This window comes from Streptomyces sp. NBC_00234 (genome assembly GCF_036195325.1).
GTDB lineage: Bacteria > Actinomycetota > Actinomycetes > Streptomycetales > Streptomycetaceae > Streptomyces.
Map to the genome: position 1 here is coordinate 8,168,500 of NZ_CP108101.1, position 26,492 is coordinate 8,194,991.

Annotated in this window: 26 protein-coding genes and 4 pseudogenes; 13 read left to right on the forward strand and 17 right to left on the reverse strand. The window is 67.3% G+C overall.

The annotated features are described in order from the left end of the window. Positions 1-140: 140 nt before the first annotated feature. Positions 141-1,007, reverse strand: a complete 867-nt coding sequence (locus OG230_RS35830) for an SGNH/GDSL hydrolase family protein (protein WP_328907937.1) — start codon at positions 1,005-1,007, stop codon at positions 141-143. A 295-nt stretch (positions 1,008-1,302) separates the two neighbouring features. Between OG230_RS35830 and OG230_RS35835 the strand changes: the two genes are divergently transcribed. Further along, complete coding sequence (locus tag OG230_RS35835) at positions 1,303-1,854, forward strand: TetR/AcrR family transcriptional regulator (RefSeq protein WP_328907938.1); 552 nt, start codon at positions 1,303-1,305, stop codon at positions 1,852-1,854. 562 nt (positions 1,855-2,416) lie between these two features. Here the strand turns inward: OG230_RS35835 and OG230_RS35840 are convergent. The 3 genes from OG230_RS35840 to OG230_RS35850 form a co-directional block, all read right to left on the reverse strand. Beyond that, entirely contained in the window at positions 2,417-3,157 is a 741-nt protein-coding gene (locus tag OG230_RS35840) for a DUF6193 family natural product biosynthesis protein (RefSeq protein WP_328907939.1), read from the reverse strand. A gap of 385 nt (positions 3,158-3,542) precedes the next feature. Then, the gene (gene fxsT / locus OG230_RS35845) at positions 3,543-5,762 is read right to left on the reverse strand and encodes an FxSxx-COOH system tetratricopeptide repeat protein (RefSeq protein WP_328907940.1); all 2,220 of its coding nucleotides are present in this window, start codon (positions 5,760-5,762) and stop codon (positions 3,543-3,545) included. 74 nt (positions 5,763-5,836) lie between these two features. Further along, positions 5,837-6,259: a hypothetical protein gene (locus tag OG230_RS35850; RefSeq protein ID WP_328907941.1), complete on the reverse strand. Its 423-nt coding sequence runs from the start codon at positions 6,257-6,259 to the stop codon at positions 5,837-5,839. 199 nt (positions 6,260-6,458) lie between these two features. Between OG230_RS35850 and OG230_RS35855 the strand changes: the two genes are divergently transcribed. Then, positions 6,459-6,827: a hypothetical protein gene (locus tag OG230_RS35855; protein WP_328907942.1), complete on the forward strand. Its 369-nt coding sequence runs from the start codon at positions 6,459-6,461 to the stop codon at positions 6,825-6,827. Positions 6,828-6,949: 122 nt separating this feature from the next. On the opposite strand, the gene OG230_RS35860 is transcribed toward OG230_RS35855, so the two are convergent. From OG230_RS35860 to OG230_RS35870, 3 genes and pseudogenes are all read right to left on the reverse strand, one after another. Beyond that, complete coding sequence (locus tag OG230_RS35860; protein WP_328907943.1) at positions 6,950-7,237, reverse strand: hypothetical protein; 288 nt, start codon at positions 7,235-7,237, stop codon at positions 6,950-6,952. Between the two features lie 194 nt (positions 7,238-7,431). Further along, positions 7,432-7,563: pseudogene (locus OG230_RS35865) on the reverse strand (transposase); the annotation flags it as partial. Positions 7,564-7,605: 42 nt separating this feature from the next. Next, positions 7,606-7,953 (reverse strand): hypothetical protein, encoded by a 348-nt coding sequence (locus tag OG230_RS35870; RefSeq protein ID WP_328907944.1) that lies wholly within the window; start codon positions 7,951-7,953, stop codon positions 7,606-7,608. A 399-nt stretch (positions 7,954-8,352) separates the two neighbouring features. Between OG230_RS35870 and OG230_RS35875 the strand changes: the two genes are divergently transcribed. Both OG230_RS35875 and OG230_RS35880 read left to right on the forward strand, forming a co-directional pair. Continuing rightward, entirely contained in the window at positions 8,353-9,594 is a 1,242-nt protein-coding gene (locus OG230_RS35875; protein ID WP_328907945.1) for an NAD(P)/FAD-dependent oxidoreductase, read from the forward strand. 209 nt (positions 9,595-9,803) lie between these two features. Next, positions 9,804-10,787 (forward strand): BtrH N-terminal domain-containing protein, encoded by a 984-nt coding sequence (locus OG230_RS35880; RefSeq protein ID WP_328907946.1) that lies wholly within the window; start codon positions 9,804-9,806, stop codon positions 10,785-10,787. Positions 10,788-10,883: 96 nt separating this feature from the next. Here the strand turns inward: OG230_RS35880 and OG230_RS35885 are convergent, their stop codons facing one another. Together OG230_RS35885 and OG230_RS35890 are read right to left on the reverse strand one after the other, a co-directional pair. Continuing rightward, positions 10,884-11,270, reverse strand: a complete 387-nt coding sequence (locus OG230_RS35885) for an ASCH domain-containing protein (protein WP_328907947.1) — start codon at positions 11,268-11,270, stop codon at positions 10,884-10,886. A 573-nt stretch (positions 11,271-11,843) separates the two neighbouring features. After that, positions 11,844-12,206: an MmyB family transcriptional regulator gene (locus OG230_RS35890; RefSeq protein WP_328907948.1), complete on the reverse strand. Its 363-nt coding sequence runs from the start codon at positions 12,204-12,206 to the stop codon at positions 11,844-11,846. A gap of 204 nt (positions 12,207-12,410) precedes the next feature. Between OG230_RS35890 and OG230_RS35895 the strand changes: the two genes are divergently transcribed. The 4 genes and pseudogenes from OG230_RS35895 to OG230_RS35910 all read left to right on the forward strand — a co-directional run. After that, the gene (locus tag OG230_RS35895) at positions 12,411-12,572 is read left to right on the forward strand and encodes a hypothetical protein (protein ID WP_328907949.1); all 162 of its coding nucleotides are present in this window, start codon (positions 12,411-12,413) and stop codon (positions 12,570-12,572) included. A gap of 151 nt (positions 12,573-12,723) precedes the next feature. After that, a complete protein-coding gene (locus OG230_RS35900) occupies positions 12,724-13,164 on the forward strand; it encodes a VOC family protein (RefSeq protein WP_328907950.1) in 441 nt (146 codons plus the stop codon). Between the two features lie 177 nt (positions 13,165-13,341). Further along, positions 13,342-13,629, forward strand: a complete 288-nt coding sequence (locus OG230_RS35905) for a hypothetical protein (protein ID WP_328907951.1) — start codon at positions 13,342-13,344, stop codon at positions 13,627-13,629. An 80-nt stretch (positions 13,630-13,709) separates the two neighbouring features. Beyond that, positions 13,710-14,312, forward strand: a pseudogene (locus tag OG230_RS35910) (IS5 family transposase); the annotation flags it as partial. Positions 14,313-15,370: 1,058 nt separating this feature from the next. On the opposite strand, the gene OG230_RS35915 reads toward OG230_RS35910, so the two are convergent. Both OG230_RS35915 and OG230_RS35920 read right to left on the reverse strand, forming a co-directional pair. Beyond that, positions 15,371-15,733: a DoxX family protein gene (locus tag OG230_RS35915; RefSeq protein ID WP_328907952.1), complete on the reverse strand. Its 363-nt coding sequence runs from the start codon at positions 15,731-15,733 to the stop codon at positions 15,371-15,373. Positions 15,734-15,875: 142 nt separating this feature from the next. After that, positions 15,876-16,003, reverse strand: a pseudogene (locus OG230_RS35920) (cupin domain-containing protein); the annotation flags it as partial. 56 nt (positions 16,004-16,059) lie between these two features. On the opposite strand from OG230_RS35920, the gene OG230_RS35925 reads away from it, so the two are divergent. Together OG230_RS35925 and pyrE are read left to right on the forward strand one after the other, a co-directional pair. Next, entirely contained in the window at positions 16,060-16,935 is an 876-nt protein-coding gene (locus tag OG230_RS35925; RefSeq protein ID WP_328907953.1) for a LysR substrate-binding domain-containing protein, read from the forward strand. Between the two features lie 232 nt (positions 16,936-17,167). Further along, complete coding sequence (gene pyrE, locus OG230_RS35930; RefSeq protein WP_328907954.1) at positions 17,168-17,692, forward strand: orotate phosphoribosyltransferase; 525 nt, start codon at positions 17,168-17,170, stop codon at positions 17,690-17,692. A gap of 26 nt (positions 17,693-17,718) precedes the next feature. Here pyrE and OG230_RS35935 read toward each other — a convergent pair whose 3' ends face one another. After that, a complete protein-coding gene (locus OG230_RS35935; RefSeq protein ID WP_328907955.1) occupies positions 17,719-17,967 on the reverse strand; it encodes a transposase in 249 nt (82 codons plus the stop codon). Positions 17,968-18,364: 397 nt separating this feature from the next. Then, complete coding sequence (locus OG230_RS35940) at positions 18,365-19,309, reverse strand: transposase family protein (RefSeq protein ID WP_328907956.1); 945 nt, start codon at positions 19,307-19,309, stop codon at positions 18,365-18,367. A gap of 395 nt (positions 19,310-19,704) precedes the next feature. On the opposite strand from OG230_RS35940, the gene OG230_RS35945 reads away from it, so the two are divergent. From OG230_RS35945 to OG230_RS35955, 3 genes are all read left to right on the forward strand, one after another. Next, complete coding sequence (locus tag OG230_RS35945) at positions 19,705-20,889, forward strand: threonine synthase (RefSeq protein ID WP_328907957.1); 1,185 nt, start codon at positions 19,705-19,707, stop codon at positions 20,887-20,889. Beyond that, a complete protein-coding gene (locus OG230_RS35950) occupies positions 20,886-21,581 on the forward strand; it encodes a helix-turn-helix transcriptional regulator (protein ID WP_328907958.1) in 696 nt (231 codons plus the stop codon). Before OG230_RS35945 ends, OG230_RS35950 begins: the two co-directional genes overlap by 4 nt. A gap of 509 nt (positions 21,582-22,090) precedes the next feature. Beyond that, positions 22,091-22,540: a nuclear transport factor 2 family protein gene (locus OG230_RS35955; RefSeq protein ID WP_328907959.1), complete on the forward strand. Its 450-nt coding sequence runs from the start codon at positions 22,091-22,093 to the stop codon at positions 22,538-22,540. A 21-nt stretch (positions 22,541-22,561) separates the two neighbouring features. Here OG230_RS35955 and OG230_RS35960 read toward each other — a convergent pair. From OG230_RS35960 to OG230_RS35975, 4 genes and pseudogenes are all read right to left on the reverse strand, one after another. Further along, positions 22,562-23,437, reverse strand: a pseudogene (locus tag OG230_RS35960) (IS5 family transposase). A 43-nt stretch (positions 23,438-23,480) separates the two neighbouring features. Further along, a complete protein-coding gene (locus tag OG230_RS35965; RefSeq protein WP_328907960.1) occupies positions 23,481-23,636 on the reverse strand; it encodes a hypothetical protein in 156 nt (51 codons plus the stop codon). Between the two features lie 114 nt (positions 23,637-23,750). After that, positions 23,751-24,704 (reverse strand): hypothetical protein, encoded by a 954-nt coding sequence (locus OG230_RS35970; protein ID WP_328907961.1) that lies wholly within the window; start codon positions 24,702-24,704, stop codon positions 23,751-23,753. A 531-nt stretch (positions 24,705-25,235) separates the two neighbouring features. Then, a complete protein-coding gene (locus OG230_RS35975) occupies positions 25,236-25,622 on the reverse strand; it encodes a hypothetical protein (RefSeq protein ID WP_328907962.1) in 387 nt (128 codons plus the stop codon). Between the last annotated feature and the right edge of the window lie 870 nt (positions 25,623-26,492).

A 26,492-nucleotide genomic window follows, 5' to 3' on the forward strand; every position in this document is an offset into this window, starting at 1 on the left:
CCATGGGCACTCCGTAAGCGGGGGTCGCCTCTGACATTGCGTCCAGCGCAGGTGACGGGCCCGCCACCTGCGCACGTCACGGGCAGTCCGGCCGGAGGTGATCCGGCCGGACTGCCCGGCGCTCTCGACGCTCGCCGGCGTCAGCCGAGACCGAGGACACTCATCGTGCGCTCGGCCATGCGCTGCTCTCCCAGCGCGTTGGGGTGAACGGGCACGATGCTCTGTCCGAACAGCAGCGGCTCGATCCACCGGGTGCCCGTCGGCTTGCACGCGTCATGCCCCTCGGACACCTGCGAGAAGTCCACGTAGATGGCTCCGGTCTCCTGGGCCGCCCGCTGGATGGCGGAGTTGAGGTGCGCCTGGATGGAGCGCATGTAGGGGACATCGCCGGCGGCGAGGGGCAGCTTCACGAAGCAGGACGCGTCGGCGGTGGCCGGCGTGATCCAGGGGTAGCCCAGGGCGGCGACGCGGGCGCCCGGTGACTTGGCCCGGATGTTCTGTAGGGCCTTCTTGAGTGCGGGGTAGGTGTTCGCCTCGATCTGGTCATCGAAGCTGGTGCCGTTCTGGTCCTTGCAGGGGCTGCCCTTGCCGCCGCTCAGGACGCCCGCGGTGCCGCAGGTTGTCAGGGCGTTGATGAACGTGTTGTTGTCGTTGCCTCCCATCGTGAACGTCACCAGATCGGTGTCGGCGCTCAGCGCGTCCAGCTGCGGCGCCACCCCCGGGTACTGAGACACGGTGAAGTCTTTGGTCTGGGCCGCTCCGCAGGTCACGTCCTTGAGCCGGGCACCGGTCCGGGAGGCGAGGACGTGGGGGTAGTTCGCGGTGGACCGCAGGCACAGCAGGTTGCTGGTGTCGATGGGCAGCACCCCCGAGCCGGCGCTGTAGCTGTCGCCGAGCGCGACGTAGTCCACCGGCGGCGGCGCGGCGTGTGCGGTGGCCCCGGTGAGGCCGGCGGTCAGCAATCCCGCGATGGCTGACGCGATCATGACATTACGAGCAGTGGGCATGTGCTCTCTCTTCTCAGCAGAGTGGGGATGAGGGTCCCGCCCGCAGTGACGCGGTCGGGTCCGACGAGAATGAGGCGGCTCGAGCAGGCGGCAGGCGTCGGTGCGCACCGACGGAATGGGGGCCGGGAACGGGGTTACCGCTTGGTACTACCGATAGGTAATGTGGGGCCTCGGCGCCCTGGGGTCAACATAGTTGACAGCAGTTTTTGAACCGCCGGGCAACACGCGGCCAGCATCTGCCTCATCGGCAGTCCTGCACCGGCCGGGATGCCGGTGGCCACTCGGGAGGAATTCGGTGCAGGGCAAACCGGCAACGAGCACACGTCAGGCCATCCATGCGGCAGCCACTGCCCTGTTCCGTCAGCAGGGGTACGCCAAGACCACCGTCCGTCAGATCGCAGCAGCCGCCGGCAGCGACCCGGCGCTGGTCATCCGCCACTTCAAGAGCAAGGAGCTGCTGTTCCTGGAGACGATGCAGCTCAGCATCGACGACGAACCGCTGCTCGATGTACCCCTGGAGCACCTGGGTGAACGGCTCATCGACCTCGTCATCGGCCTCGACGGAGGCGCCCGCGGCGTCTTCCTCGCTCTCGTTCACGGCAGCAACGAACCCGAGATACGCAAACGCCTGACAGATACACACGAGCAGCTGTTCATCGACCCCCTGCGCCGCCGCCTGAGCGGACCCGACGCCGACATCCGTGCACGTCTCGCCGCCTCCGTGACAGCAGGACTCCTGTACTCCCTGTGGATCGCCCGGGACGAGACCCTCCTCGCCGCCGACCGCACCCTACTTGTCGCCCGCTACGGCGCACTCATCCAACACATCCTGACCCCCACGGCGTAGCCGCACGGTTCATGCCGCGGATGAGGGTGGCGTCGGCCGCGAAGCGTGGGCCTGCCGCGAGTGCGACCCCGTTCCAGCCGGCTCGTTCCACGACAGTGCCGGCGAGGACGGTGGCCAGACACAGCCACAGGGAGAGCCCCGCCGGACGGGAGGGTGAAGTGCCAACGACCGTTTCCGGCAGGCAGGTTGCTGAGGCGGTCGCGCTGATGCCGCAAGTCGTGCCGGCGCTTTCTGAGCACCGGTTCCAGGTCACCCAGCAGTTCGGTGGCCACGAGCTGCTGCATCGGAGGCGCGGACAGTGGCGCGGCCGAAGGGTGGTCCTGCGGTTCCCCGATGCGCGAGGCGGCGGCACGGATCCAGCCGATGCGCAGGCCACCCCAGATGGACTTGCCGGTTGAGCCGATCAGCAACGCGTCGCGCAGACGGGGCGCGGAGGCCGGACTGGCCAAGTAGGCGCTCAGCCACAACCAGTGTGACTGAGCAGCTCGGGTGGCACCCGTTCGCCAAGTACCCTGCGCGCAGTCGTTGCTGCGCAGTCGGCCGAGCCGTTTGCCGGGCGGCATCATCCGCCGCGCATGGTGGGGCCCAGGCCGGTCGGCAACTGGCGCACTGCTACCGCCACGGCCTCCTGCGCTGTGGCGAATTGGCCGAGGTCCTGGCTGATGAAGCCCGTACCCACTCCGTATGTGCCGTCGCTGTTGGCGCTCAGGCATGGTCCGGCGATGGTCAGGCCCGGCCGGGTCGTGGTCGAGAAGCGCAGTGCCCAGTGGCTCGTGAACGGGTAGAGGGCGCGCAGCGCCGGCTCGGCGTGCGCCGTCTCGATCAGGTTGTGGTACGTCTCCTGCCAGGCGTATTCCAGTTCGGCTGCCTCCAGGCGCATGCCCTGCCATTCGGATTGCGTCAAGCGCGCGGGATCGTTGTCGGGCACTTCGAAGCGGCCGGTCAGGTGCACGAAGGGTGCCACCTGTCGGATGGTTTCCAGGGGTGCCCCGTCGTGCCAGGCGCGGGCAGCCTTGGCGACCTGCGCCAGGTCGTCCGTCGTGCCGTCGATGAGGGGCACGCTCTGGAACGGTTCCTCGCCGCGGATCGACCACCGCCGTTCGTGCGACCATGCGCTGATCGCCAGCGGCCTGCGGTGCGGCAGGAGAGTTTCGACGGCCGCCTGGCACAGTGGAGCGAAGTCCGGGGACGTAACGGGTACGGCGACGAGGCAGCCGTCCGCCTCGGCCCGGAGCGCCGCGGCGAGGCTGCCGCAGGCCGCGACCTCGGGGTACAGGACGGAGGGATCGGGAGGGGTAGGCACGGCTCCTGATTATGCCCGGGTCGCCGATTCCCGGGACAGCCGGATGGCCCGCCGGAGCCCCGCATGGCTCCAGTCACGGTGATGAGACCCCGGTCAAGCCCGTGCAGGACCCACCCGCGATGCCGGCAAGGCTGCGCATCACTGCACGGGCAGGCGCAGCTGAGGCGTCGCCGGTCTGGGGCGGCCGCAGAGCAGCCTGCCCATGTGTCGTGACCTACCTCGCCGACCATGTCGACGCCGGTCGACTCGTGCAGCGCACGAGAATGCAGCCGAGGCAGGCACTGCTCAACCCGGCACGACACCCGGTAGCCCTCTTTCAATTGCGCGAACTGCGAGCACGGACGCCATACCCGCTGCTGTGTGAGCGAGGAGACGCGAGCGCAGCCTAGAGGCGCTGACCCGCTTGCCAGGTGGCGAGGTTGTTTCGGGTGTTGAGGGTGTCGGGGTGCTGGGGTCCGAGGATGCGTTCGCGGTCGGCGAGGACGTGTTTGAGCAGGGTGGTGGCTTCGCCGGTGCGGCCCGCCTGCCAGTAGCAGATGGCGAGGTTGCCCCGGGTGGTGAGGGTGTGGGGGTGTTGGGGTCCGAGGATGCGTTCGCGGTCGGCGAGGACTTGTTTGAGCAGGGTGGTGGCTTCGTTGGTCCGGCCCGCCTGCCAGTAGCTGATGGCGAGGTTGCCCCGGGTGTTGAGGGTGTCGGGGTGTTGTTTGCCGAGGGTTCGTTCGCGGTCGGCGAGGACCTGTTCCTGCAGAGCGGTGGCTTCGTCGGTGCGGCCCGCCTGCCAGTAGTTGGTGGCGAGGTTGTTTCGGGTGGTGAGGGTGTGGGGGTGTTCTGGCCCGAGAATGCGTTCGCGGTCGGCGAGGACTTGTTTGAGCAGGGTGATGGCTTCGTTGGTCCGGCCCGCCTGCCTGTAGTTGGTGGCGAGAGTGTTTCGGGTGGTGAGGGTGTCGGGGTGTTCTGGCCCGAGAATGCGTTCGGATTCGCTGAGCACGTGTTCCTGCAGGGTGGTGGCCTCGTTGGTCCGACCCGCTTGCCAGTAACTGGTGGCGAGGTTGCCCTGGGCGATGAGGGTGTCGGGGTGTTCATTGCCGAGCGTCCGCGCGGATTCGGTTCTCAGTCGTTCCCAATACGCAACCGCGGCTGCGATCAGTCCTGCATCGATCAGACTTTGGCCTGCGCGGTAGAGGATCGGGTGGGCGTCCGGCTGCCAGAGGCGTTCGCCTGCGAGCTGGGCGAGGCGGTCGGTGTTGGTGCGCAGGGTTGCGGCCAGGTCGGCATGGGGCTGGTCGAGGTCGGGCCAGTTGTGCATGAGGGCGTCGGCGACTGTGGCTGTCAGGGAGGGGAGGAGTTCTGTGGGCGTGGCCTCGTGGACTGCGCGTGCGGTGAGGGCGTGGATGCGTACTGCACGGGGCTCCTGTCGGCTGTCACTGGTGATCAGTGCGTAGCGGTGCAGGACCCGCAGGACCGCTTCTGCTTCCTCGGAAGTTACGGGCTCACGCTCGCCCAAGTGGTCCGTGGTCAGGGCGCGCTGCTCGGCGATGAAGGCGAGGACGGCCGGAGCGGCCCACAGAGCTTTGGGGTGGCCCGCCGGGTCGAGTAGAGCTACGAGACGCAGGGCCGGTTCGGCGAGACCGGCGGGTTCGGTGCGCTGAGCGGCGTCGAGGGAGAGCAGCAGAGTCGTGGCGACCGGTCGGCCGTACCCCTCGGTGTCAGCGGTCGCGGGCAGAAGGCGGTCGAGCCTCCGGCTGCTGTCGGTGAACCGTGCCAGGTAATGGGTGCAGCCCATCTCTTCGTTGATCATGTACGCGGCGGCGTGCCCGAGGGCGAGTGGCAGATACCCGAGTGCTGCGGCCAGTTCCCCGACCGCGGCATCGAGGAGGTGCTCCGCACCGTCCTTGGCCAGCCGCGCCCGGAGATAGGCGACGGCTTCTTCGGGTGTGTAGACGTCGACGCCGATCCGGCGACGGTCGCCGCCGGTGAGGCGTGCGTCGTACAGCCGCGTGGTGGCCAGCACCCAGCCGCTGCCGGTGCGACTGGCCGGCCACCAGGCGGCCATGCCCGCCGGGTCGGTGACGTCGTCGAGGACGACGAGCCAGCGGCGGGCGGTCGTGGCCAGCCAGGACAGGAACGCCCGGGCATCGTCCTCGGGGCTATCGCCGGTTGCGCCTGGTGCTGCGACGAGATTCGCTGCCTGGGCGTAGAGGGTGACGACCTGTTGGACTTCGACGGCGGTCGCCCACAGCACGAGATCCGTGCCGTCCCGCAGGGCCGCGTCGGCGTAGGACGCGGCGAGCTGGGACTTGCCCACGCCACCGCCGCCGGACAGCACCTGGGTCAGTACGGTCGTCGCCCCGTCCGCGCGGGCGGCGTCGACCTGCTTCCGTAGTGCGTCCCGTGGCTGGAACGCGGTCGCCAGCCGCGGGACCGTGCCCACTTCCAGCGGCCACGACACCTCACGCGGCACACCATGAACGTGAATCTGCCGGTTGTCGATGACCTGACTGTTCTCGCCGAGCGCGCTGTGGGAGATGTCCCTGCCGGCGCCGATGCCACCGCGCCGCACATCCACACGGGGCGGGAGTTCCGGCTCGTGCCGGGCAGCGGGCACCGTGTCCTGCGCAGCCGCCGATGCAGCTTCTGGTGGGGCTTCGTCATCGCGCCGGCGGCGTGGCCACACCGGGGTCACCGGCGCTCGCTGTCGTCACCGAGTGCGTTGTCCCGCACGTCACCGGCCGCGGCGATGCCGTCCCGCCCGGCACGCACATCCACCGGCCCGCTCACAGGGCTCGTCCCAGGGGTCGACGGGGGACCGGCAACGAGGGACCGATCACCGATCGCGTTCCCGGCCACGTCACGACCCGCGGCGATCCCGCCCCGCCCGGCACGCACCCGACCAACACCACCGCTACCGCCCCCGGGGGTACGTACGAGGGTGACCACTGCGATCACCAGGGCGGCCAGACCGACCACCGCCCCGGTCACGCTCGCGGACCGGTCCGCCGTATCCGGCGCCACCACCAAAGCCACGAGCAGCCCCACCGACACCACGCCCGCCACCACGGCGACCACCCACACGGCGCTACGCGCCGCCCCCGAAACCGCCACCGCTGGCACCCACTCCCTGTCCGACACCCCGTCAGGCCACGTGCCTCTCGAACATAGCGCGGCCCTCGTACGTAACCTTGTTGCAGACCCCCGACGATGCCCCCGGCCAAGTCCTGAGGTGCCCCACCTTTGGTAGCGTCGTTACCTCGGTCGGGCGGTTTGCTCGACAGGTCATTTCATACCGGATTCCAGAGGCCGCATGTCCACGATTCCCCCCGAGGTGGCGTCCTTCGTCGCTCAGGCGTCAGGACTGACGGCAGAGGTCCTGGACGAGATCCGGCGCGCCACCGCGGCGGCGATGGCCACGGGTGCGTACGACCACTCTGTCGTACCGAAGCTCTCCGCGTCGCAGTTCAGCGCGCTGAACAAGCAGGTGCGTGACGCCTTCGCCCCGCGCGCCGAGGAACTGTCGAGTTTCCGCCCTGGCGGCCTACGTGCGGCGATCTCCCGGACCGTGCTCACCGCGCAGACGGTGTGGAAGCGCGAGACGTTGACTGCCGGCCAGTACGCGGCTCTCATCTCGCAGTTTGCTGCCACGGGCGTGCCCCTGCCGGGCCGGACTCCTTGATGTTCGCTCCAAACTGCGATTGAGCTGAAGTCATGCTGGTGCGGGCGACTTGGCCGGTAGCGCGTGAACCTGGTCGATGGATCGTTCGGTGGTCGCATCCAGCATGAACCGGTCCCCTTCGCTCATTCGGGAACGGCGACCGGCGTCATCGCGCTGATCTTGCGGAAGTTCAGCGTGCGCAAGTCCGAGCGAACCTCGCCGGTGCGCTTGTCAATGAAGATCGCGAGGTTGTCCCATCGACCGAATGCCTCCCTGCCGTCGACGAGGAACTCCCGCGCGCCCCAGAGAGGCAGGTAGTCCAGGGCGTCCTCGTACCACTCGGGCGCGATGTACAACTCACCCGAAATCGCTGGCGGATGCTCGGCGAAATACGCCACGAGCAGGTTCCGGGCTTCTGAAGGGGGCAGCATGATTCCAACTCTCGCACACCCGTGCCATCGCCCCGTAACTGTTCAGACCGGAGTCCCACGGTCCCAACCCGCGTCGAATGCCGACCGCCCTACGCTCCAGGGTCTCGCGTGGGGTGCTGCGGGAGCTCCACCCCGCGGCTGACAAACGGGCTGAACGAGCACGTCGAACTGCCCCACCGTCAGATTCCATGAACCCACTGCGTTCCGGTCTGGGACCTGAAGGCGACCGCATCGATCACCTGCCGGTGGTCCCGCCAGCGGCCACCCCGCTTCGGTGTCCGGTCCGGGAGCAAGGGCTCGATCCGTGCCCACTGCGCATCAGTCAAGGGCTACCCGGACCAACGATCAGGTGATCGGAGAGTGGCGGGCTAATCGCCGGAGAAGGCAATGCGCAGGTCTCTGTCCGCGCGGCAGCGCAGGCCCCAGGCCAGCAGTGTCGAGACGGCCTGGCTCTCGGCGCCTCTCAGCCGAGCAAGATCCGAACCTTCCAGCTCCCGCACCATGCGGTCCACTGCCTCACCGCGCAGCAGAGTCTCCCCATAAGGATCGACGTCAGCCAGGGTGGGCAGCCGGTGTCGGCCCAGCGTTTCCAGGGCTGCCCAGAGCTCGCCATCGACGACTATCCGCTCAAGTACCCCTGCTGCGGGACGCGGTCCTGACTTCCGTCCGGTCCGAGCAGTTGAGGCCCCGCGCCGCAGCTCGATGACGAGTGTCATCACACCCCCTCGTTTGACCCTCGGACCATCGATCTTATCGACCAAAAACTCACTTTCATGATCGGAAAGAAACGCCCTAGACGTTGAGGGCCTTCCGCAGCAGCGCGTCTGGCCGACGGCCTGAGCGCCGGGTGGGCGGGTCTCGGCGGTGACGCGGGTGAGTTTCTCGGCACCGAGGACGAGCCTGACCGCGGCACCATCGATGCCGCCCCCCCCCGCTGAGCGGGACGCCCCCGGGGACGAGCACGTTTGGGGGACCGTCCTGCCGAGACCGGATTGCGAAGGTGCTCTAGCGTAGAGGCAGAGAGGGACCAGGCACCGTCAGCGGCGAAAGCGGAGACCTTCAGTTCGTCCGGCCGGCCGCCCCCGGGCGATGTGTCCGATCGGCAGGTGAGATCAATGAGCGGCAGGGCCGGCTCAGCCGAGGGCCGGAACCACCACGACGTGATCGTCGTCGGTGCGCGCTGCGCAGGCGCGCCCACTGCGATGCTTCTGGCTCGCCTCGGTCACCGGGTCCTCCTGGTCGACCGGGCGACGTTTCCGAGCGACACGATCTCCACCCATCTGATCCATCCCCCCGGACTGGCCGCGCTGGACCGGTGGGGACTGCTGGAGCGGGTCGTGGCGACAGGGTGTCCGCCCATCGATACCTATTCGTTCGATCTCGGACCGTTCGACATCGTCGGGTCCCCGGCAGGAGAGGGCTTCGAGGCTTCGTACGCACCGCGCCGCACGGTCCTGGACAAGATCCTCGTGGACGCCGCCGCGGATTCCGGCGCCCAGGTGCGTGAGGGGTTCACGGTCCAGGAACTCCTGTTCGACGGTACGACGGTGACCGGGATCAAGGGCCATGGCAAGGACGGCAGTACCGCAACCGAGCGCGCGCGCATCGTCGTGGGTGCGGACGGCCTCCACTCGTCCGTCGCAAGGGCGACGGGTGCCGTCGCGTACGCGGAGAAACCAAAGATCAACGCCTACTACTACACGTACTGGGCCGGACTGCCCATGCACGGCACCTTCGAGGCGTACGACCGCGGCGACTGCGCCTTCGCGGCCTGGCCCACCAACGACGACCTGACGATGGTCATATGCGGCTGGTCCATGCGGGACTTCGAGGCCCGCCGCAGGTACGTCGAAGACAACTACCACGCCACGCTGGCCCGGGCGCCCGCCTTTGCCGAACGGGTCGCGAAGGCGACCCGGGTCGAGCGGTTCGTCGGCATGGCCGTTCCCAACTACTTCCGCAAGCCCTACGGCCCCGGCTGGACTCTCGTCGGCGATGCCGGGTACCTGAAGGACCCCATCACCGCCCAGGGCATCCAGGACGCCTTCCGAGACGCGGAGCGGTGCACCAGCGCACTTGACGACGTGCTCGCCGGCCGCCGGCCCTTCGACGAAGCGATGCGGGCCGCCCAGGAAGCCCGGGATGCCCAGGTCACGAACATGTACGAGTTCACGGCCGACTTCGCGGCGATGGAACCGCCGCCCCCTGAGATGCAGGAGATGCTCCTCGCCGTGTCCCAAAGCCCCTCGGCACGCGATGAGTTCGTCAGAGTTACAGCGGGGGTGACGCCGCCCGAGGAGTTCTTCGGGCACATGCAGGAACGGATGAGCCGCCATCCGTCACCCCGCGCGGCCTGATCCCTGGCCTGGTCCCTTGGCGAGGTCCTTTGGAGGGAGATAACCAGGCTGCGAGCCACGCGCCGCTCATGCCAACTCCGCCGCCGCGGTCTTCCTCGATGAAGGCCAGAGGGAAGTCCGGTGCGCTCGCCTGAGACGTGCCTGGGGTGGGGTGGCCCGGCACGCCCGTTCGCGGCGTTGTCGTCAGGTGAGGGAGGAGAATGAGCGGCATGACCATGGTGAAGGACGTCGATGTCCGCGGTATGCAGCACTGTGAGACGACGGCGCTGGGCGTGCTGCTGCGGCATGAGGGACTCGACTTGTCCGAGCCCATGCTGTTCGGGCTGGGCTCCGGGTTGTCCTTCATCTACTGGGACAGCAAAGGCATGGACTTTCCCTTCCTTGGAGGCCGGGTCAAGCCGTTCGAGCTCACCAGGAACCTGGCCGCCCTACTCGGGCTTGAGCTGCTGGTCGGGGAGACCACCTATCCGCGCAAGGCGTGGCAGAACGTGGTGGCACCCATCGACGCCGGACGGCCGGTCGGCCTTCAGCTCGACAGCTACCACCTGGACTACTTCAGTACCAAGGTGCACTTCGGCGGACATGTCGTGGCCATGTACGGCTACGACGAGCACGACGCCTATCTGGTGGACACCGACCCGCAGGGCGGAGCCGTGTCGACCAGCCTCACCGGCCTCGCCAGGGCCAGGGCCGAGCGAGGCCCCATGACCGCCAAGCACCGCTCCTTCACCATCTCAGCGCCCAGCAACCTGACGTCACCGCAGGACCGGATCATCCCCGCGATCAAGAGCTGCGCCGACGCCTTCCTGAACCCGCCCATCGCGAACCTGGGCCACCGGGGCATCGAGAAGACCGCCAAGCAAGTCCCGAAGTGGCTGCAGCGCAGCGACAATCCGCGGGAGGTCCTGCCACAGGCCGCCGTCCTAATGGAGAAGGCAGGCACCGGCGGCGCCCTGTTCCGCATCCTCTACCGGGACTTCCTCGCGGAGTGTGCCCAGCTGATCGACAGTGACCACCTGCGCACTGGCCATAGCCTGTACGCCGAGGCTGCCACCCACTGGACACAGGTGGCCGCGCTCCTCGCGGCGGCAGGTGAATCGGGCGATGCGAACCACCTCATCCAGGCCGGCTCCATCCTCCACGAGCTCTCGCGCATCGAACGCGATGCGATGCGGGCACTCAGCATGCTCTAGAGGGCTGGTCCGCCAGGTCATACGCGGAGCCGGATGGTGGCGACGGTGACGGTGCCTGGGCAGACGTAGGCCCCGAGAGAGGGTGTCGCTGCCGATTCAGGCGGGCGGCGAGTTCGTGCGGGTGAACTGCATGCAGACCACGGGCGTGGTTTCGTCGACACTGCGACCCTCGACGTCCTGCCAGAAGTCGACATGGGCACGGCGCCAGTGGGCGAGGTCGGTGTAACCCTCGCCTTCGGCCTCGGCGAAATCCCAGGGCACCTCGCTGAAGGGCACCGTCATCACGTCGGTGACCCGAAGTTCCGCGAGGACAGCGCCGTCGTTGCCCAGGAGAGCAAGGCGTTCTCCTGGAAACTCACGCTCCTCGCCCTCCTCCGCGTACTCGGCGAGCAAGGTGGCGGTGGCGGTTTTGACTCCCTCCAGCACAAGGGCGTTGAGTTCGTCTCGAAGGCTGCCGGGGCTGCCCAGTTCAAGCGTTCTCATTCCGTTCACCCGAGGCCACATGCCGCCGAGCCTACCCACACCATGGATGCGCACGGCCGCCGGGCAGGACGCCCGCCCGGTGTGCGGGTGAACCGGCGGACCCTCAAGGACAGCTCCACACGTTGGCCCGCTGCCGGAAGATCGTGTGGAAACCGCAGGTACGAGCCATGCCCGCATCGACCACTGTCCGCAGCGTGGGCAGGACGCCCCGCCCATCGTGGAGCGGGCCTCCACTTGGACACCGGCCTCGGCCACGTGGACCGCCACCACGTGGACGCCCTCAACCGACCAGAGCAGCACCTCTCCGCGCTGTATTCGCTGTCTGCGGCGACTTGTTTCTGCAGGACGATGGCTTCGTCGGTCCTCCCCGCCTGCTCAGCGGAACGGGAAGCAGCGCTCGACGACGTTGCGCCGCATCGGTAGACCTGTCGGTCACATGCCCGTGGCCCGGCCTCCGCGGGGCGGGGCGCAGCCCCGTGGCATGACCTGGGGGACTGGACCGCCCAACCTCTCCGCGATCTCTGGTGGCGCCTCCCGGTCGGCCGCGCCATCGGTTTGCCATCCACTCGTACGTCAGTGGTCTCGTCCCAGCGGCAGTTCTCGCCACAGTCCGGCCGGGGTCAAGGTCTGGGTGCCGAGAGTGCTGAGGAGTGCCACTGTGCTGGCGTCGGACGATCCTGGCTCAGCGGTGTAGATCACGATCTGCAGGTCGCTGCCTTCGTTGGTGAGGACGTCACAGTCCACGGTCATCGGACCAACCTGAGGGTGAAGGATCGTCTTACGGGTTGCTGTGTGTCGGGCGACGGAGTCCTCCTGCCAGAGCTGGTCGAAGAAGCGCGCCCTCGGCTCGCGCAGGTCGGCGATCAGGGAGTGGAGCTGTTCGTCGTCCGGGTGGCGCCCGACGGCGGCACGCAGATCTGCGTTGCCAGGCGCCATCCAGGACCATCACGGGAGTGTCGCCCAAAGGATTGACGACCCGTTGGGTACCCGGAGTCAGGTGCCGGTCGCCAAGATCCTGCGCTCGGCCGACCCGAAGACCACCTGGCTCACCGGTCAGGTCCTCACCGTCGACGGCGTTCTGGAACTGGTCTGGGTTCTGGGCACGGCCTTGCGGAACAGCTCCGCCCAGGACCACCGCTGGTGGAGCGTGCTACGCGGCCCGCCCGCAGAGACGCCGGGACACCCGCGAACGGAACCGTCGGCGCGAAACTCCACCCCTACGCCGACCTCCAGCCCGCAGGCACCCGGTCCGACGACTTCACCCGGCTCGGCCACACCAGCCCCGGTTCTCCGGACTTCTGATGTCTCATGAGACATCAGGAGTAGCGGTACTGAGGCGCGATCCAGTTCCTCGGATTTCGGCGGTCCGAGGATGTCGAGAACGTGTTACCGGCTCCGTCCCAGGGACGTCAGCGGCCACCACCGGCCGCACGAGGAAGAAGGAGAAGCCAGCATGGCGATTCAGCGGATGGACAACGTCGGCATCGTCGTCGAGGACTTGGATGCCGCCATCGCGTTCTTCGTGGAACTCGGTATGGAGCTGGAGGGCAGGGCGGAGATCGAGGGCCTCTTCGCCGACCAGTGCACCGGACTCGACGGCGTCCGCTGTGACATCGCGATGGTCCGGACCCCGGACGGTCACAGCCGGCTCGAGCTGGCGAAGTACCGCAGCCCCGCGGTGATCAGTGCCGGGCCGCGCAACCGGCCGCACAACACTCTTGGCACGCACCGCGTCATGTTCGCCGTCGACGACATCGAGGACACTGTTGCCCGCCTGCGCCCTCACGGCGCCGAACTCGTGGGCGAGATCGCCCGGTTCGAGGACAGTTATCTGCTCTGCTACCTCCGCGGCCCGGAGGGCATCATCGTCGGACTGGCCGAGCAGCTGAGCTGAGGAGGAGAAACCGAACCCTGCAACCGAACGAGATCATCGAGGTTCTGAACCGCCCAATCAGCCAGGAGCGGCTGGCCCGTGATGTGATCCGCCTGGCCCAGGGCCTCTCGTTTGGATCAAGGTGGGGTCGGGTGCGGCGGGAATTTCCAAGGTGGCAATTGGTGGCAATCTGGGGCGATGCAGCCCTGGAGCCCATCTGTTGAGAACGATCTGCGGCAAGTGCTCAATGAGTGGGACCCGATTGGCGTCGCCGACGAGGTGCAGGACGAGTACGAATGCATGCTCGCCCCCATGCTTCAGCGGCTTCGTGACGGTGCCAACGAGACGGAGATCGGTGAGTTCCTGCGGCACGAGGTGGAGGAGCACTTCGGTCCCGATCCTCTTGGCGCGCGACCGGAGGCGATGGCCATCCGAGTGATTGCCTGGTGGGCAGCTGTTGGAAAGGCCGATGGCGACAGCGCGTAGCCGCTCCTTCCGGATCGTCTGTTCGTTGTTCCAGGTGTGTCGTTGACTGATGCGTAAGGGGCGCGGATGAGCGGTTACTCCCAGACCGGAAGCCGAAGCGAGGCGGCCGGTGGGCGGACCACAGACAAGTGATCGACGCGATCGCGTGGAAGATCCAGACCGGATCACAGCGGGTGCACCTGCCGGAGAAGTACGGCAACTGGCGGGGCGTCTACAACCGGCTGCAGATGTGGTCCGCTGAGGCCACCTGGGAGCGGGTCTTCACTCCGCTGGTGGCCCAGGCCGACGCCGAGAGAGACTTGAACTGGTCGTCTCGGCTGACTCCACGATTGTGCGGGCCCACAAGCACGCAGCCGGAGACCGCAAAAAAGGGGGGCCCGGCCGACGAGCCGGACGACCACGGCATCGGCCGGTCCCGCGGCGGGTTGACCAGAAGGATCCATCTCGCGGCCGATGGCAACTGCCGGCCCCTGGCCTTCCACCTCACTGCTGGACAGGCTGGTGACGCACCCGCCTTCGCTGACGTGATGGCCTGCCTGCGTGTTCCACGAAGGCGAGGGCGGTCCCGCGATCGGCCGGACGTGGTCCTGGCCCATAAGGCGTACTCCTCCCGCGCCATCCGTGAGCACCTGAGCAGGCATGGCATTCGGGCGGTGATCCCCGTTCGGCTCCACCAGCGATGAGAGCCCAGGCGGTGCCGCCAACGGCAGCAAATAGGGCCACGATGAGGAACGCTGTAGCCAGCCCGGCATGGGTACCGCCGATACTCACACGGAGCATCTCGCGCACTACGCGACGGTCCTCTGCAAGAACCCGCTCATACGCGCTCAGCTCTCGCCCCGGACCGTCCTGTTCTTGAGTGATGAATGATCACGGTTCATGGCGCGGGGGAGATCTCACGAACGAACAGTGGGCTGCGTTGGAGCCGTTCTCGCATGTGGCATCAACCGCCTCAACGGGCACCTGGCTGTGACCTGCGTCGTCAGGCCAGACTGCTACGTGCCACGGCGAGAAACTCCGCCCTTGAACGGCTCCAGACGCTCGGCCAGGCATCCTTCGTCACGCTCCTGCCAGACCGCTTGGTTAAGGGCACGGGCGTAGAGGGTCGTCGGTGAGTGAAGGCCAGGAGCGCAGAGCAACTCGATGCTCTTCTCGGCTATTCGAAGACCGTCCATCGCCGGCCTGGCCCTCACATACCAGTCATCACCAACCTCCCATTGGGACGGCCTCGCATGCGCCACGCCTTCAGCCTCCAGCGCGGACCGGATGAACTCCAACACAGTCCTGATCTGCTCGGCACGTCTCTCCTCCACTCGTGCCGCAGCCCGCCGTCGATCTTCAGTGCGATCCCCAGCCCGCTGCGTGGTGCGCTGCGTCAGATACGTCAACGCACCCAACGCACCGCCTACAGCTACACCGACGATCGAAATCACTGGGGTCCAAAGGTCTCCTGCCGTGGCCAATTACTACCAGTGCCTGCCCCGTCGGTCGCTGTCACCCATGACCGCCTTCACCACCAAAGCTTGGATCGAGGGTCTCCTCTCCGCCCCGATCCTGCTCAGCGCGGCTGCCTGGTGGAGATCCGAGACAGCATCCTGGACCGGATTTGCCGACGCCGCGCGGGAAGGCTGGCTCGGGGAGGTCGAAGGAGCTCCGGGGCAGCCTGGCTGGGGCCGAAGGCAAGCTCGCTCTGGGTGCGGCCGGCCCGCAGTCGCACCCACCGGTCGAGAACTGTGCTCGATCACAGCCAGGTGATGGCCAGCCAGATGGTCACGGCCGCAGTGGCGATGAGCCCGACGTTGAGTGCGATCCGACGGTCCTCGCCGGTCAGGTGGACGGCGATCGCACCGATCTGCAGGAGCACGAACCCGATGGCCGCGGCGAGTGCCAGCCAGGGTGCGATTCCGGTCAGGGGCGGCAGGACCAGCCCGGTCGCGCCGAGTATTTCGACCGTCCCCAGCGCCCTCACGGCGGGCAGGGGCATCCGATCGACCCAGGCCATCATCGGTCGAAGTTGATCTCGGCTACGGAAAACCTTCATCGCACCTGCGTAGAAGTAGAAGAGGGCGAGCAGTCCGCCGATGATCCAATACGCGATGTTCATGATTCCCGTCTACGGTCACCGGTTGCAGGTGACCCGTCGATTCCCAGGGCAGCCTCTGGAGAAGGCCAAGCCATGGTTTGAGTGATCCGGAAGTCGAAAGGTGGGAGCGCCCTTGCTGCGCTGGTCAGGTGAAGGGCGGCCGGGTGGTGTCACCGTCGTCGAGGACGCACATGCGTGTGGTGCCTATGACGATCGTTTCGCCGTCGTCGGGGCCGACCACCGATACGGCGGGTCAGTCTCCGGTGCGCTGCTCTTCGCTTCTTCGGTCATGCTCCGATTGCACCGCCAGGGCCCTGCGGCTGTCCAAGACCCATTCCGCGACGCCGATGCAGTTTGGGTATCGTTGCAGCGTGGAGCTACGTACCCTGCGCTACTTCGTGGCGGTCGCTGAGGAACTCCACTTCGGCCGGGCCGCCACTCGACTGCACATGAGTCAGCCGCCGCTCAGCCGGGCGATCAAGCAGCTGGAGACCGAGGTCGGCGCCCTGCTGTTCGTCCGCTCGCCTGTGGGCCTCACGCTCACCGGTGTGGGCGCAGTGCTGCTCGACGAGGCGCGGGCCCTGCTTGACCATGCCGACCGCGTCCGCGTACGCGTGACCGCGGCAGCCGGCGTCGCGACCATCACCGTCGGCATCCTGGGCGACAGCACTGACCCGGGAGCGACCAGGCTGGCCGCCGCTTACCGTCGAAACCACCCCGGCGTCGAGATCCGCATCCGCGACACCGATCTGACCGACCCGACCTGTGGGCTGCGTGCCGGACTGGTCGACGTCGCCCTGACCCGGGCGCCGTTTGACGAGACCGCCCTGACGGTACGTGAGCTGCGTGCCGATCCGGTTGGCGTGGTCCTGCGCGCCGATGACCCGCTGGCCCGCCGAGGTCGGCTGCACCTGGCCGACCTGGGTGGCCGCCGCTGGTTCCAGTTCCCGCAGGGAACCGACCCGGTCTGGCAGTCGTACTGGAACGGCGGCGAGCCGCGCGAGGGCCCAGTGGTGCGCGTCGTTCAGGAATGCCTGCAGGCCGTGCTGTGGAACGGCACGGTCGGCATGGCCCCGCTCGGGCACGACCTGCCCGCCGAGCTGGCCGTGGTACCTCTGATCGACATGGCGCCGAGCCGAGTGGTGGCGGCGTGGAACGAGGGTGACACCAACCCGTTGATCCGATCGTTCATCGAGATCGCGACGGCCGCGTACCGCCTCTGAGTACCGGGCAAGCGGTGCTGCCGCAGCTCGAAGACCATCCGGACGTGGCCGCCCTCGGGACTGCCTCCCGAAGTAGTGAACATCTGCTGCCCGTGCTCGGGCTCTGGCTCGCTTTCCGTGAATCGAGCACGCTCGGTGATGGCTGATCTTGGTGTGTGTCTGGCCTAGGTTTCCGCGTGCTGGGCACCACCAGCCGCCGAGAGGTGCGGTTGACCTGGGATACTTCCGTCCTGTGACTTCCTCAGAAATTGCCCTGCAGATCCATGCTGCTTCCCACCTGGCGGGTGACTTTGTCCTCCGCTCTGGCCGTAGAGCCTCGGAGTACTTCGACAAGTACCGCTTCGAGAGCGACCCCGTTCTCCTCGATTCCATCGCCCGGGCGATGGCCACGCTCGTGCCGACGGACACTGAGGTGCTGGCCGGCCTTGAGATGGGTGGCATCCCGGTGGTCACCGCGCTCAGCCGGCACACCGGCCTTCCCTGCGCTTTTGTCCGCAAGCAGGCCAAGTCGTACGGAACGTGCCGTCTGGCTGAAGGCGCGGACATCGCCGGGCGGCGGGTGCTGGTCGTGGAAGACGTGGTCACCAGCGGTGGGCAGATCGTGCTCTCCACTACCGACTTGCGTGATCTGGGTGCAGACGTTCGCGAAGCGCTCTGCGTCATCGACCGCCAGCAGGGTGGGGCCGAGGCGCTTGCGTCCGAGCGAATCCAACTGCTGTCACTGCTGACTGCGGATGATCTGAGAACTGCTGTCTGAGGCAGAAGAAAATCCGCCTGGGCCCGTCAGGCGAGGAGGACTCGTTTCCGAAGGAGAGAGAAACCCGCTCGGCCGAACATCTGGCGCTTGAGCATCTTGATGCGGTTGACGTGTCCTTCGACGACGCCGGAGCTCCACGGCAGTGTGAGGCCGGCGATGACGGCGTCGCGGTCGCGGTCGATGCCTGCGGCCAGGGAGTGCAGGCTGGGCAAGTCGTCTTGGCGGACGGCTTGGAGCCACTGCGGGAGCCGTTCGCCCTGGCGCTCGGTGAGCATCTGGGCGAAGGACCGGACGTGGCCGGTAAGGGGCGTCGAGTTCAGGGCAGTTGGCCAGGACCGCTTTGAGCCGGAGTTGTTCGATCTTGCTGAGGGATTCCGGCCGGCTGAGGATCCACCTGGTCACTACGCGGGGGTGCTGGCGGCTGCGCGGTGATAGGGCGGGGTGAGGTGCGCTTCTTCCTGACGTAGGCGCTGACAATGCCGTAACTGCCCAGGTAACTGAGCGGAACGATCTCCTCCCAGAGCCTCCAGGCGTTGGTGCAGCCATCGTTCCACCGGTCGTCCAGGTAGGGCTTGTACTCGTCCAAGGCGGAGGTCCGGTTGTACTGCCACTGCGCGCGGAAGAGCTCTTCGGGCTTGACGGCGTCGGCGAGGCTCTTGACGGTGCGATGGGTTATGTGGAGTCGGCGGCCGATTGAGCGGCGGCTGTGGCCAGCTTCCAGCAGTGCGTGGACGGTGGCGTGCCTGGCTCGGATGTGGTTGGCGAACCGGTGGCTCTGCCACGGCGAGACCGGTGTCTATTCGGGAGGCGTGGGCTCGTCGTCCTCTTCCCCGGCCGGTTCGGGGACGAGGACGCGAAGGCACTGGCGGTGGCCGGCGCCGGCCCGCTCGGCCGCATCGCCGAGGTTGTGCCACAGGTGCCAGCGGTCAGCGACTGGGTTGCTTGGGGTGCTCCGGCTTTGGCGCCTTCCGCGAAGAACGGAGCTCGGTCTCGGCAGCCCACTTCGATCCCTGGCCGCTTCGCCAGCCACTTGGCCAGGCTGGATGCCTCTCGGTCGGGCAGCAGGTCCACCGGTCGACGGGTCTCGACATCGACCAGGACCGTGCCGTAGAAGCGACCCTTGCGCGTCGCGTACTCATCGACACCGACCACCCGCGGGGCCGGTGCCACAGTGTCGAGCAGGCGCAAGATCGTGCTGCGGCTGACCGACACCCCAAAGACCCGTGCCATCCGGGCACCGGCCCGGCCGGCGAGGGCAAGACCGACCGCGGCCAGCGTCGAACGCAGGCGCTCGGTCCACCGGCCGTGCCGCCGGGCCAGCCCAGGTACTTGCTCGACGAACGTCCGCCGTCCGCACGAGGCGTCCCGGCAGAAGAACTGGCGGACTCGCAGACAGAGGACCACCCGCCTTCCCTCGATGGAAACATCGGCAGGAAAACGCAGGTAGGAGCTATGAATCTGGCTCGACCGGCTGCCACAGTCCGGACAACCGGCCCCGACCGCCGTACACCGGGCCTCTACGCGTAACGCCTCGTCGTTCACGTCCGCCGACAGCACCGCCACGTTCGCGGCCGGCGGGAACAACAGCTCCTGCAGCCGGAGCAATGTCTCTTCCACGACGCTGAACTGTCGACCACAGCGAGATCGACACTGGTCATTTTCAGGCAACTTCCAGCAGGCTGATCCGAGCGTCAGTCGTCACTCAGCGTGTCCCCTTCACGGAAAGCGAGCCAGAACCCGTCCTCGTGTTCAGAGCCACCGGGTCGAGTGGGGCGACGCGTCGCGGAAGCGCTGGCAACTGGGCGGAGGCGGCGCCCTCTGGAGGCGGCGGTGGCTGGGGGATACCGGGGGCGGCTCGGGTACGGGCGCGCCGTGTAGGCGCACTCGACGAGCAATTAGACGTGCTGTGCAAATCTGGATAGTCCGTCTAAGGTGGAGGTTGCAGGGTGCACGTTGGAATGCGAGACCCAGCGACACGACAGCACGTCGAGTGAGTGGAGCCGGAACCGCCCATGAACGCCGAACAGCACTCAGCCGTCACCGCCCCCGACCTCTACGACCGGTCCGGAAAGCGCTACGCCCTGGACGACCGCCGCTGGCGGGGCGAGGACGGCAGCCCCCTCGCCGTCAGTGCACTGCGGGGCCTGCGTCCTGAGCAGATCGACACCGCCGAACGGTCCCTGTGGCGCTACCACGCGGCCCTGCCCGTCCCGGTCGCCCGGCGGGTGAGCCTTGGCGAAGGGTGCACGCCGATGGTCCCGATCGACTGGGCCGGCCGCCGCGTCCACTTCAAGCTGGAGTGGTTCAACCCGACCTCCAGCTTCAAGGACCGGGGCGTATCGGTGATGATGTCCCACCTCGCGGCGCACGGCGCCGACCGCGTGCTCGAGGACAGTTCGGGCAACGGCGGTTCCGCGGTGGCCGCCTACGCCGCCGCTGCCGGTATCCGCGCCAAGATCATCGTTCCCGCCGCCACCTCGGCGGCGAAGATCCTCCAGGCCCGCGCCTACGGAGCCGAGATCGAGCTCGTGGGCGGCACTCGCGACGAGGTCGCCGACGAGGCGATCCGGCAGTCCGAGCAGATCCCCTACGCCAGCCACAACTGGCACCCCATGTTCGTCCAGGGCGCCAAAACCATCGCCTACGAGATGTGGGAGTCCCTCGGCTTTACCGCGCCCGACAACGTGGTCCTCGTGGCCGGGGCCGGGAGCAACATCCTGGGGTGCGACCTCGCGTTCGGCGAGCTGCTCGACGCCGGCCAGATCGACAGGCGCCCGCGCCTGTTCGTCGGGCAGCCCGAGCACTGGGCGACCATCGCCGACACGTTCAACGGCATCGACCCTGCCGGCCGCGGCGAGCGGGTGCCGACGATCGCCGAGGGCGCGTCCATCGCCCACCCGGTCCGGCTGCCCGAGGCGGTGGAGGCCATCCGCCGCTCCGACGGCGCCGCCTACGCCGTTCCCGAGGCGGAGATCCACGCCGCGGTCCGCGCACTGAGCGCGCGAGGCATGTACGCCGAACCGACCAGCAGCGTCGCCGCGGCGACCCTCGATCACTTCATCGCGACCGGAGAGATCGCTCCGGACGAGACGACCGTGGTCGTGCTCACCGGTGCGGGGCTGAAGTCCGCCGAGAAGATGGCCGCGGTGTTCGCCGGGCACTTCGACGGTGCCCAGGAATCGAGCAGCGCCCGATGACACACCCCACCGGCCGACCGGATGACCAACGCGCCGACCAGCCCGCCGTACCGGAAGACGGGCGCTTCCTACCGGATGACGAGCACCTCGTACGGGAAGTCGAGCGCATCGCTGTCGCCGTCGGGCGCATGTTCCCAGGTCTGTGCGAGGTCGTCCTGCACGATCTGCGTCGACCCGACAGCGCCATCCGCGCCATCGAGAACAACTTGTCAGGACGGCAGGTCGGCGACTCCGCCACCGAGCTGGGCCTGCGCCGCATCGCGGACCCCGACTACCCCGGCGTCATCCAGAACTACAGCAACCAGTTCCCCGACGGGCGCCCGGCCAAGAGCACCTCGATCGGCATCAAGAACGCCGAGGGACGTTACGTCGCGGCCCTGTGCCTGAACCTGGACGTCAGCACGCTGTCCCCGCTGGCCCTGACCCTGGCCAACCTCGTCGCCACCGATGTCGAACACCAAGGCGAGGCCCTGGAGACCCTGCGCGACCGCACCGGACGCGAACTTCGTTCGGCCATCGACTCTTTCGCGGCGCAGCGCTCCAGCACCCCGCGTGGTCTCAATCGTGACCAGAAGCGTGAGCTGGTGCGGCGGCTGCATGGCGAGGGCTTCTTCGAGACCCGCAGCTCCGCACAACTCATCGCCGACCAGCTCGGCGTCTCTCGGGCGACCGTCTACAACTACACGAAGTAGCCATACCGATGAACGGGCGCCGTCCGGGATCTTGTGATGCTGCAGGGACAGGGGGCGTTCATGACCCAGCCGATCGTGCGCTCGACATTCCAGTGGCAGGTCAGGACGACGAATCCAGCACATTCCGGGCCGGGATGTTCACCATGGCGGCGGCTGTGCTCGCCGCGGCCACGGCGGTGTGCTGAGCCTGGGCCACGGCCGCATCGGCCATGGCCTGGGCGCGACTTACGCCCTCGCTTCCCGCAGCTTTGGGCTGGAGCTCGCGAAGACTGGTGCACAGATCCACTTACCAGTGGAGCACCTTTACAAGTACGCCGACCCCTCGGTGTTCACGATCTTCCTCAACGCAGCAGCGACAGCAGTGGAGGTCTGCGCTGGAGGGCCTCAGTCCGGCAACCCCGCAAACGTTCTCCCGGATACCAGGGCGTGTTCCGAAAGTGCTGACCGTGCCGCACAACGATGTCTGATTTCCGCGAGCAAGACGCGTCGTTTCTGATCATGCTGGCGGCATGACGATGTCATCCACTACAGACTCAGTGACAGTGCTCACCGGCATGTATGCAGCTGAGGCGGAGTACCTGGCGGCCGGAGGCCCTGGCGAGGCTTCGTTCGACTTGCTCGCCCCCTTCTTCGCGCCGAATGTCGAGCTACATCAAGCGGATGCTCTGCCATACGGAGGTACTTGGCGTGGGCACTACGGAATGACGCAGTTCTTCCTTGCGATGGGACAGGTCTGGGAGACGTTCGACATGGTGGAGCAGGAGTTTCTCGCCACCGGTGAGACTGCGGTCGTGCTCACTCAGGTCCGTGCTCGCGTTCGTGCGACTGGGCGCGAACTCAGCTTCCCAATCCTGCAAACGATCACGGTGAAGGACGGGCAGATCACCGAGGTCCGTCCGTTCTACTGGGACACTCAAGCTATCGCCGACGCCTGCGCCGCGTCCGCGCCGACAGACTGAGAACGCCTGCAAACCCGCTGGTCACAACCACTCGTTAATGACTGCGACCAATACAGTCGCGTCGTAGCGGACGGCAAGTTTGTCGTTCCTCGTCGCCACGGCCCTGTGCGGAATCAACCGTCTCAAGCGCCACAGCCACGGCATGCCGCTCGCGGTAGTCGGTCTTGTCGAACTTCGGTGGCCGGCCGCCCCGGGAGCCGAGCTTCTGGCGGTTGCGGACCCGGTCCGAGGGTACTGGGATCGTCGCCTTGATCCCGCGTCTGCGCGGGCAGGCCCGGTTGCTACGAGAGTCGTACGCCTTGTTCGGCACGCACTCGGTACGGGCGCTTGTGCGGCCGTCCCAGGCCCAACCGCGGGACCCGGATTGCTTCCAGGAGCGGCTCGAACTGCGGGGAATCACCCCGCTGACCGGCCGTGATCACCACCGCCAGGGGCTTCTGCCCTTGCTCGACTGCCAGGTGGATTTTGCTAGTCAACCCGCCGCGGGACCGACCGAGTCCGTGGTCGGCCGGCTCGACGGCAATGCCGCCGGGCGGCTCCTTCTGGAGATCCCCCTTTTCGCCGCCCCGGCGGCGTGCTGGTGGGCTCGGCAGACCGTGGAGTCGACGTTCACCTCCCAGATGATCAGGCCTTTCGCGTCGGCCTCAGCCAGGAGCTGGGTGACGATCCGGGCCCAGGTACCTCGCGCTGTCAGCGCCGGAACAGGTCATAGACCCAGTCCCACGGGCCGAAACGCTCAGGCACGTCCCGCCACGGGGCGCCGGTCCGCGTCCGCCGCCGTATGCCGTCGATCAGCTGTCGCCGCGTCCAGACCGGCGGACGGACCGACTTGATGCCCGAAGGCAACAACAGCTCCAGCCGGACCCACTGGCCGTTCGTCAGATCCCCACGTCCCACAGAACGTGATCATCCACGACCAAGATCCACTTTCGCGACAGACCTAGCCGAACAGGACGCGCACAGCGACCTCACAGGCCCGGCCGAGATTCTCATTGGAGGTGCCCGGCGTGTGGACAACGGTGCGAGCCCAGGCCAGGTTGCTGCTGGACTCTTCTCGGGTGATGCCCGGCAGGGCGGCGAACTTGTGGGCGGTCACGAGGCAGTTCTCTGCCTTGAGGCGTATTCCTCGGTGAGCGCACGGAAGGCGTCGACGGTGCCGAAACCGGTCGGGCCCGCGGGTGACATCTGGCAGAGGCGGCGAGCCGGGTGTTCATGCTTCTATGCGTAGCCAGGTGTTGCCTGTGCGGAGCCAGAGGGAGCCGTCGCGGCCTTGGCCGCACCGCATGACTACTCGACCGGGCACCCGAAGCCGGTGGCGGCTGGTTACTGTCCAGGTGGCGCCGTTGAGCTTGGCGCGTGTGAGCTCGACGGACCGCTTGTTGTGGTCTCGGCGGGTGAGTACTGCCCGGTTGCCGCGGACCGCGAATCCGTCCGGTTGGGGAACGGGGCTGGCGTAGCTGGCCACGTCGCCGGTGGACGGAGTGATCTGTGTCAGGAAGGTGCTGCCCCTGCTGCTGCCGGAGTACCAGACGAGCCAAACGTGCTCGTTCTCAGTCGCGGCGGTGCAGCCTTCCAATGGGTGGTCGGGCAGCCGTCCCTTGGGAGCCCAGTACGTCTGGCCCTGGGTGTTCCAGCCCGCGAGGCCTGCTGCTGACTCGGGGTGGCCGCCGTAGATGCCTTCGTCGCCATAAGCCGTCCAGATACCTCCGTGGAGGTCGGTGACCAGGGCGGGGATGTCATCGCCGACGCAGAACTCTCCTTCAGGTGTACCCGACGGGGAGAACACCACCGCGTTGGGCGTCCAGGAGCCCTCGGTCTCGTTCCGGAACGTACGACCGCTCACGAGCAGGCATCGGGAATCCGGGAGCATGGCCAAGTGGCTGGGCCGAATCCGGATGTCCTTCACCAGGATGCGCCGCTCTTCCTGTCCTGCGACGGTGACCAGCTCACCGGTGAAAGGGAGTTCCGGCCCCCACCCGATCCACCCCTTGATGTATCGGGTGTGCTTAAGGTATCGCCGGTGGACCAGCAGGACCGCGAGCTCACCGGCGGGACCGACGCTCCACCAAAGGGCTCGGAGCCCCCGCACGGCATCGGCAGCGGGAAGATGCCACACCTTGTGTATCGCGGTATCGGAACGAGCAGTAATGGGGCGGAGATTCATGGGCAGTCGCCTCTGGGACTCCGGGAGCTGAGCCACCCGAAGAGCGCTACCTTACCGGCCCTCGCCTGGGTACAACTCCGTGGGCCATCCGTCCAGCGGTCGTGTCACAGGACATCCAGTGTCGAAATGTGCCTCGAACTATGCCTCTCACCTAGTGCTCTGACCGGAAACGATCAACGACTTGGTGTCGACTGACCCTGTTCCGTTTGGATGTGACGACACATCTGTTCGATGCGAGGAGGTGCGATGGCAAGGCCGGTCAGGGTGCGCTGAGCAGGAGGGGCAGACGCTTCAGGGGATCGCGCGGCGGGGTAGCACCAGCACGCTGAGGTTCCGGCGGGCGATGATGCCGTTGGCCTCGGCTGACAGGAACACCGGGCACCGCTAATTGCGCTGGCGCAACCAGAGCGCCCTCCACCACTCCGTCCTGGCCGCCCCACGGCGCAAACGCGCGCGTCTCCGCAGCGAGAGGTGCATTCGGTGGGCGGTCGACACTGGCAGCAGCGTCCTGAGGATCCCCGCCACGGCCATCTACTCGGCCATCTCCTCGGGAGAACGACGAGTGATCTCCTTACCCGCTTCGGTCTCCGCCAGGGTCACTGCACCGATCCAATTGTCATGCGGGTACTCCCAGTTGGATGCGTCCTCCAGGACCGCCCGAAGCTGGTCACGAGGCACCAGCTCCCCGAGCTGGAAACCCTCCTCCCCTGACGGCGACGTCCACGGCGCGACTCGACGAACCTCGATCCATCCACGATCGATGAGAGTGAGCAAGATCCCTGCCAGCTCCTTCACGGGCCGGGACTGATCGGCATCGTCGAGATCTCCCCAGACACCAGCCAGGATGTCGATCTCATATGAATTGACCATGAACGCTTCCTCGGACTGGGTCAACGCCTGCCACTCACGCTCGCTCATTCACCGATCATCACAGGACACCCCGGTGATCGTTTACCGTCCCTTCGCCTGATCATGTGCTCCGACCAAGGTGCACTGATCAACCACTTGTCGATGAGCGACGGCCATGTAGTCGATTCGAGTGCCGGCCGCCGTCTGGGCGGTGTCCGGTTTGTTGTCCGTCGTCGTGGACATTCGGCTCGTGCTGACGGACATGCCTGCGGAACTCAACAGACATTTCCGCCGAGCGAAGAGGAACAGCCAGATCGTGGTTCGAGGTCGTGGCTAGTCCTTCCGGCGCGCAGCAGTGTCTGCACGACGATGCTCGCCTCGGCTTCCCCGCCGATCTGACACAGGGCTTTGGCCGAGTGGACGAGGGTCCACACGTTTCGCGCGTCCAGCATCTGCCTCAGCCGTGGCAGGGCGGCTGAGGCGGGCGCATCCGCTACCGCCGACTCCCCAGGTGGGATCAGCCCTTCAGTCGTCGGGCTCATTCCTCCATGGGTAGCCGTAGTGGTCCAAACGCTTCCGCTCTCCTATGACGAGAAGGCTCGAAAACGCACCCATGGCACAGCTGTACAGGGCGACTTGCAGGTCCACCCTGGCGAGAGCGAAGGCGCAGAGACCGCCGAAGAAGAGGCCACCAACGAGTCCGCGGAGCACTGGATGGCGGAGGAACCGTCCGCGTGGCCGCGAGGGTGGCCGATCACCCCCCAACCAGCGGTCGACCACGCACAGCACCCGCTTGACTGCGCCCATCCCTGCGCCCCCGGCCCAGGCCGGCTACCGAAAGAGGCAAGAGGGGTCGGTTCATCCCGGTGACCCGTTGATCACGAATTGCTCCGCACCCTAGCGCCGTCTGCGTCCGCCCTGCTGTCTGTCCTTGGCCTT

What these genes read in the sequence shown, in the direction of transcription:
- OG230_RS35890 (WP_328907948.1), bottom strand. Translation starts at nt 12,206, where the DNA reads ATGGCGCCTGGCAACGCAGATCTGCGTGCCGCCGTCGGGCGCCACCCG.
- OG230_RS35830 (WP_328907937.1), bottom strand. Translation starts at nt 1,007, where the DNA reads ATGCCCACTGCTCGTAATGTCATGATCGCGTCAGCCATCGCGGGATTG.
- OG230_RS35880 (WP_328907946.1), top strand. Translation starts at nt 9,804, where the DNA reads ATGACCATGGTGAAGGACGTCGATGTCCGCGGTATGCAGCACTGTGAG.
- OG230_RS35905 (WP_328907951.1), top strand. Translation starts at nt 13,342, where the DNA reads ATGCAGCCCTGGAGCCCATCTGTTGAGAACGATCTGCGGCAAGTGCTC.
- OG230_RS35885 (WP_328907947.1), bottom strand. Translation starts at nt 11,270, where the DNA reads ATGAGAACGCTTGAACTGGGCAGCCCCGGCAGCCTTCGAGACGAACTC.
- OG230_RS35975 (WP_328907962.1), bottom strand. Translation starts at nt 25,622, where the DNA reads ATGAGCGAGCGTGAGTGGCAGGCGTTGACCCAGTCCGAGGAAGCGTTC.
- OG230_RS35915 (WP_328907952.1), bottom strand. Translation starts at nt 15,733, where the DNA reads ATGAACATCGCGTATTGGATCATCGGCGGACTGCTCGCCCTCTTCTAC.
- OG230_RS35970 (WP_328907961.1), bottom strand. Translation starts at nt 24,704, where the DNA reads ATGAATCTCCGCCCCATTACTGCTCGTTCCGATACCGCGATACACAAG.
- OG230_RS35875 (WP_328907945.1), top strand. Translation starts at nt 8,353, where the DNA reads ATGAGCGGCAGGGCCGGCTCAGCCGAGGGCCGGAACCACCACGACGTG.
- OG230_RS35925 (WP_328907953.1), top strand. Translation starts at nt 16,060, where the DNA reads ATGCAGTTTGGGTATCGTTGCAGCGTGGAGCTACGTACCCTGCGCTAC.
- OG230_RS35870 (WP_328907944.1), bottom strand. Translation starts at nt 7,953, where the DNA reads ATGACACTCGTCATCGAGCTGCGGCGCGGGGCCTCAACTGCTCGGACC.
- OG230_RS35945 (WP_328907957.1), top strand. Translation starts at nt 19,705, where the DNA reads ATGAACGCCGAACAGCACTCAGCCGTCACCGCCCCCGACCTCTACGAC.
- OG230_RS35935 (WP_328907955.1), bottom strand. Translation starts at nt 17,967, where the DNA reads ATGCTCACCGAGCGCCAGGGCGAACGGCTCCCGCAGTGGCTCCAAGCC.
- OG230_RS35950 (WP_328907958.1), top strand. Translation starts at nt 20,886, where the DNA reads ATGACACACCCCACCGGCCGACCGGATGACCAACGCGCCGACCAGCCC.
- OG230_RS35855 (WP_328907942.1), top strand. Translation starts at nt 6,459, where the DNA reads ATGTCCACGATTCCCCCCGAGGTGGCGTCCTTCGTCGCTCAGGCGTCA.
- OG230_RS35860 (WP_328907943.1), bottom strand. Translation starts at nt 7,237, where the DNA reads ATGCTGCCCCCTTCAGAAGCCCGGAACCTGCTCGTGGCGTATTTCGCC.
- OG230_RS35955 (WP_328907959.1), top strand. Translation starts at nt 22,091, where the DNA reads ATGACGATGTCATCCACTACAGACTCAGTGACAGTGCTCACCGGCATG.
- OG230_RS35900 (WP_328907950.1), top strand. Translation starts at nt 12,724, where the DNA reads ATGGCGATTCAGCGGATGGACAACGTCGGCATCGTCGTCGAGGACTTG.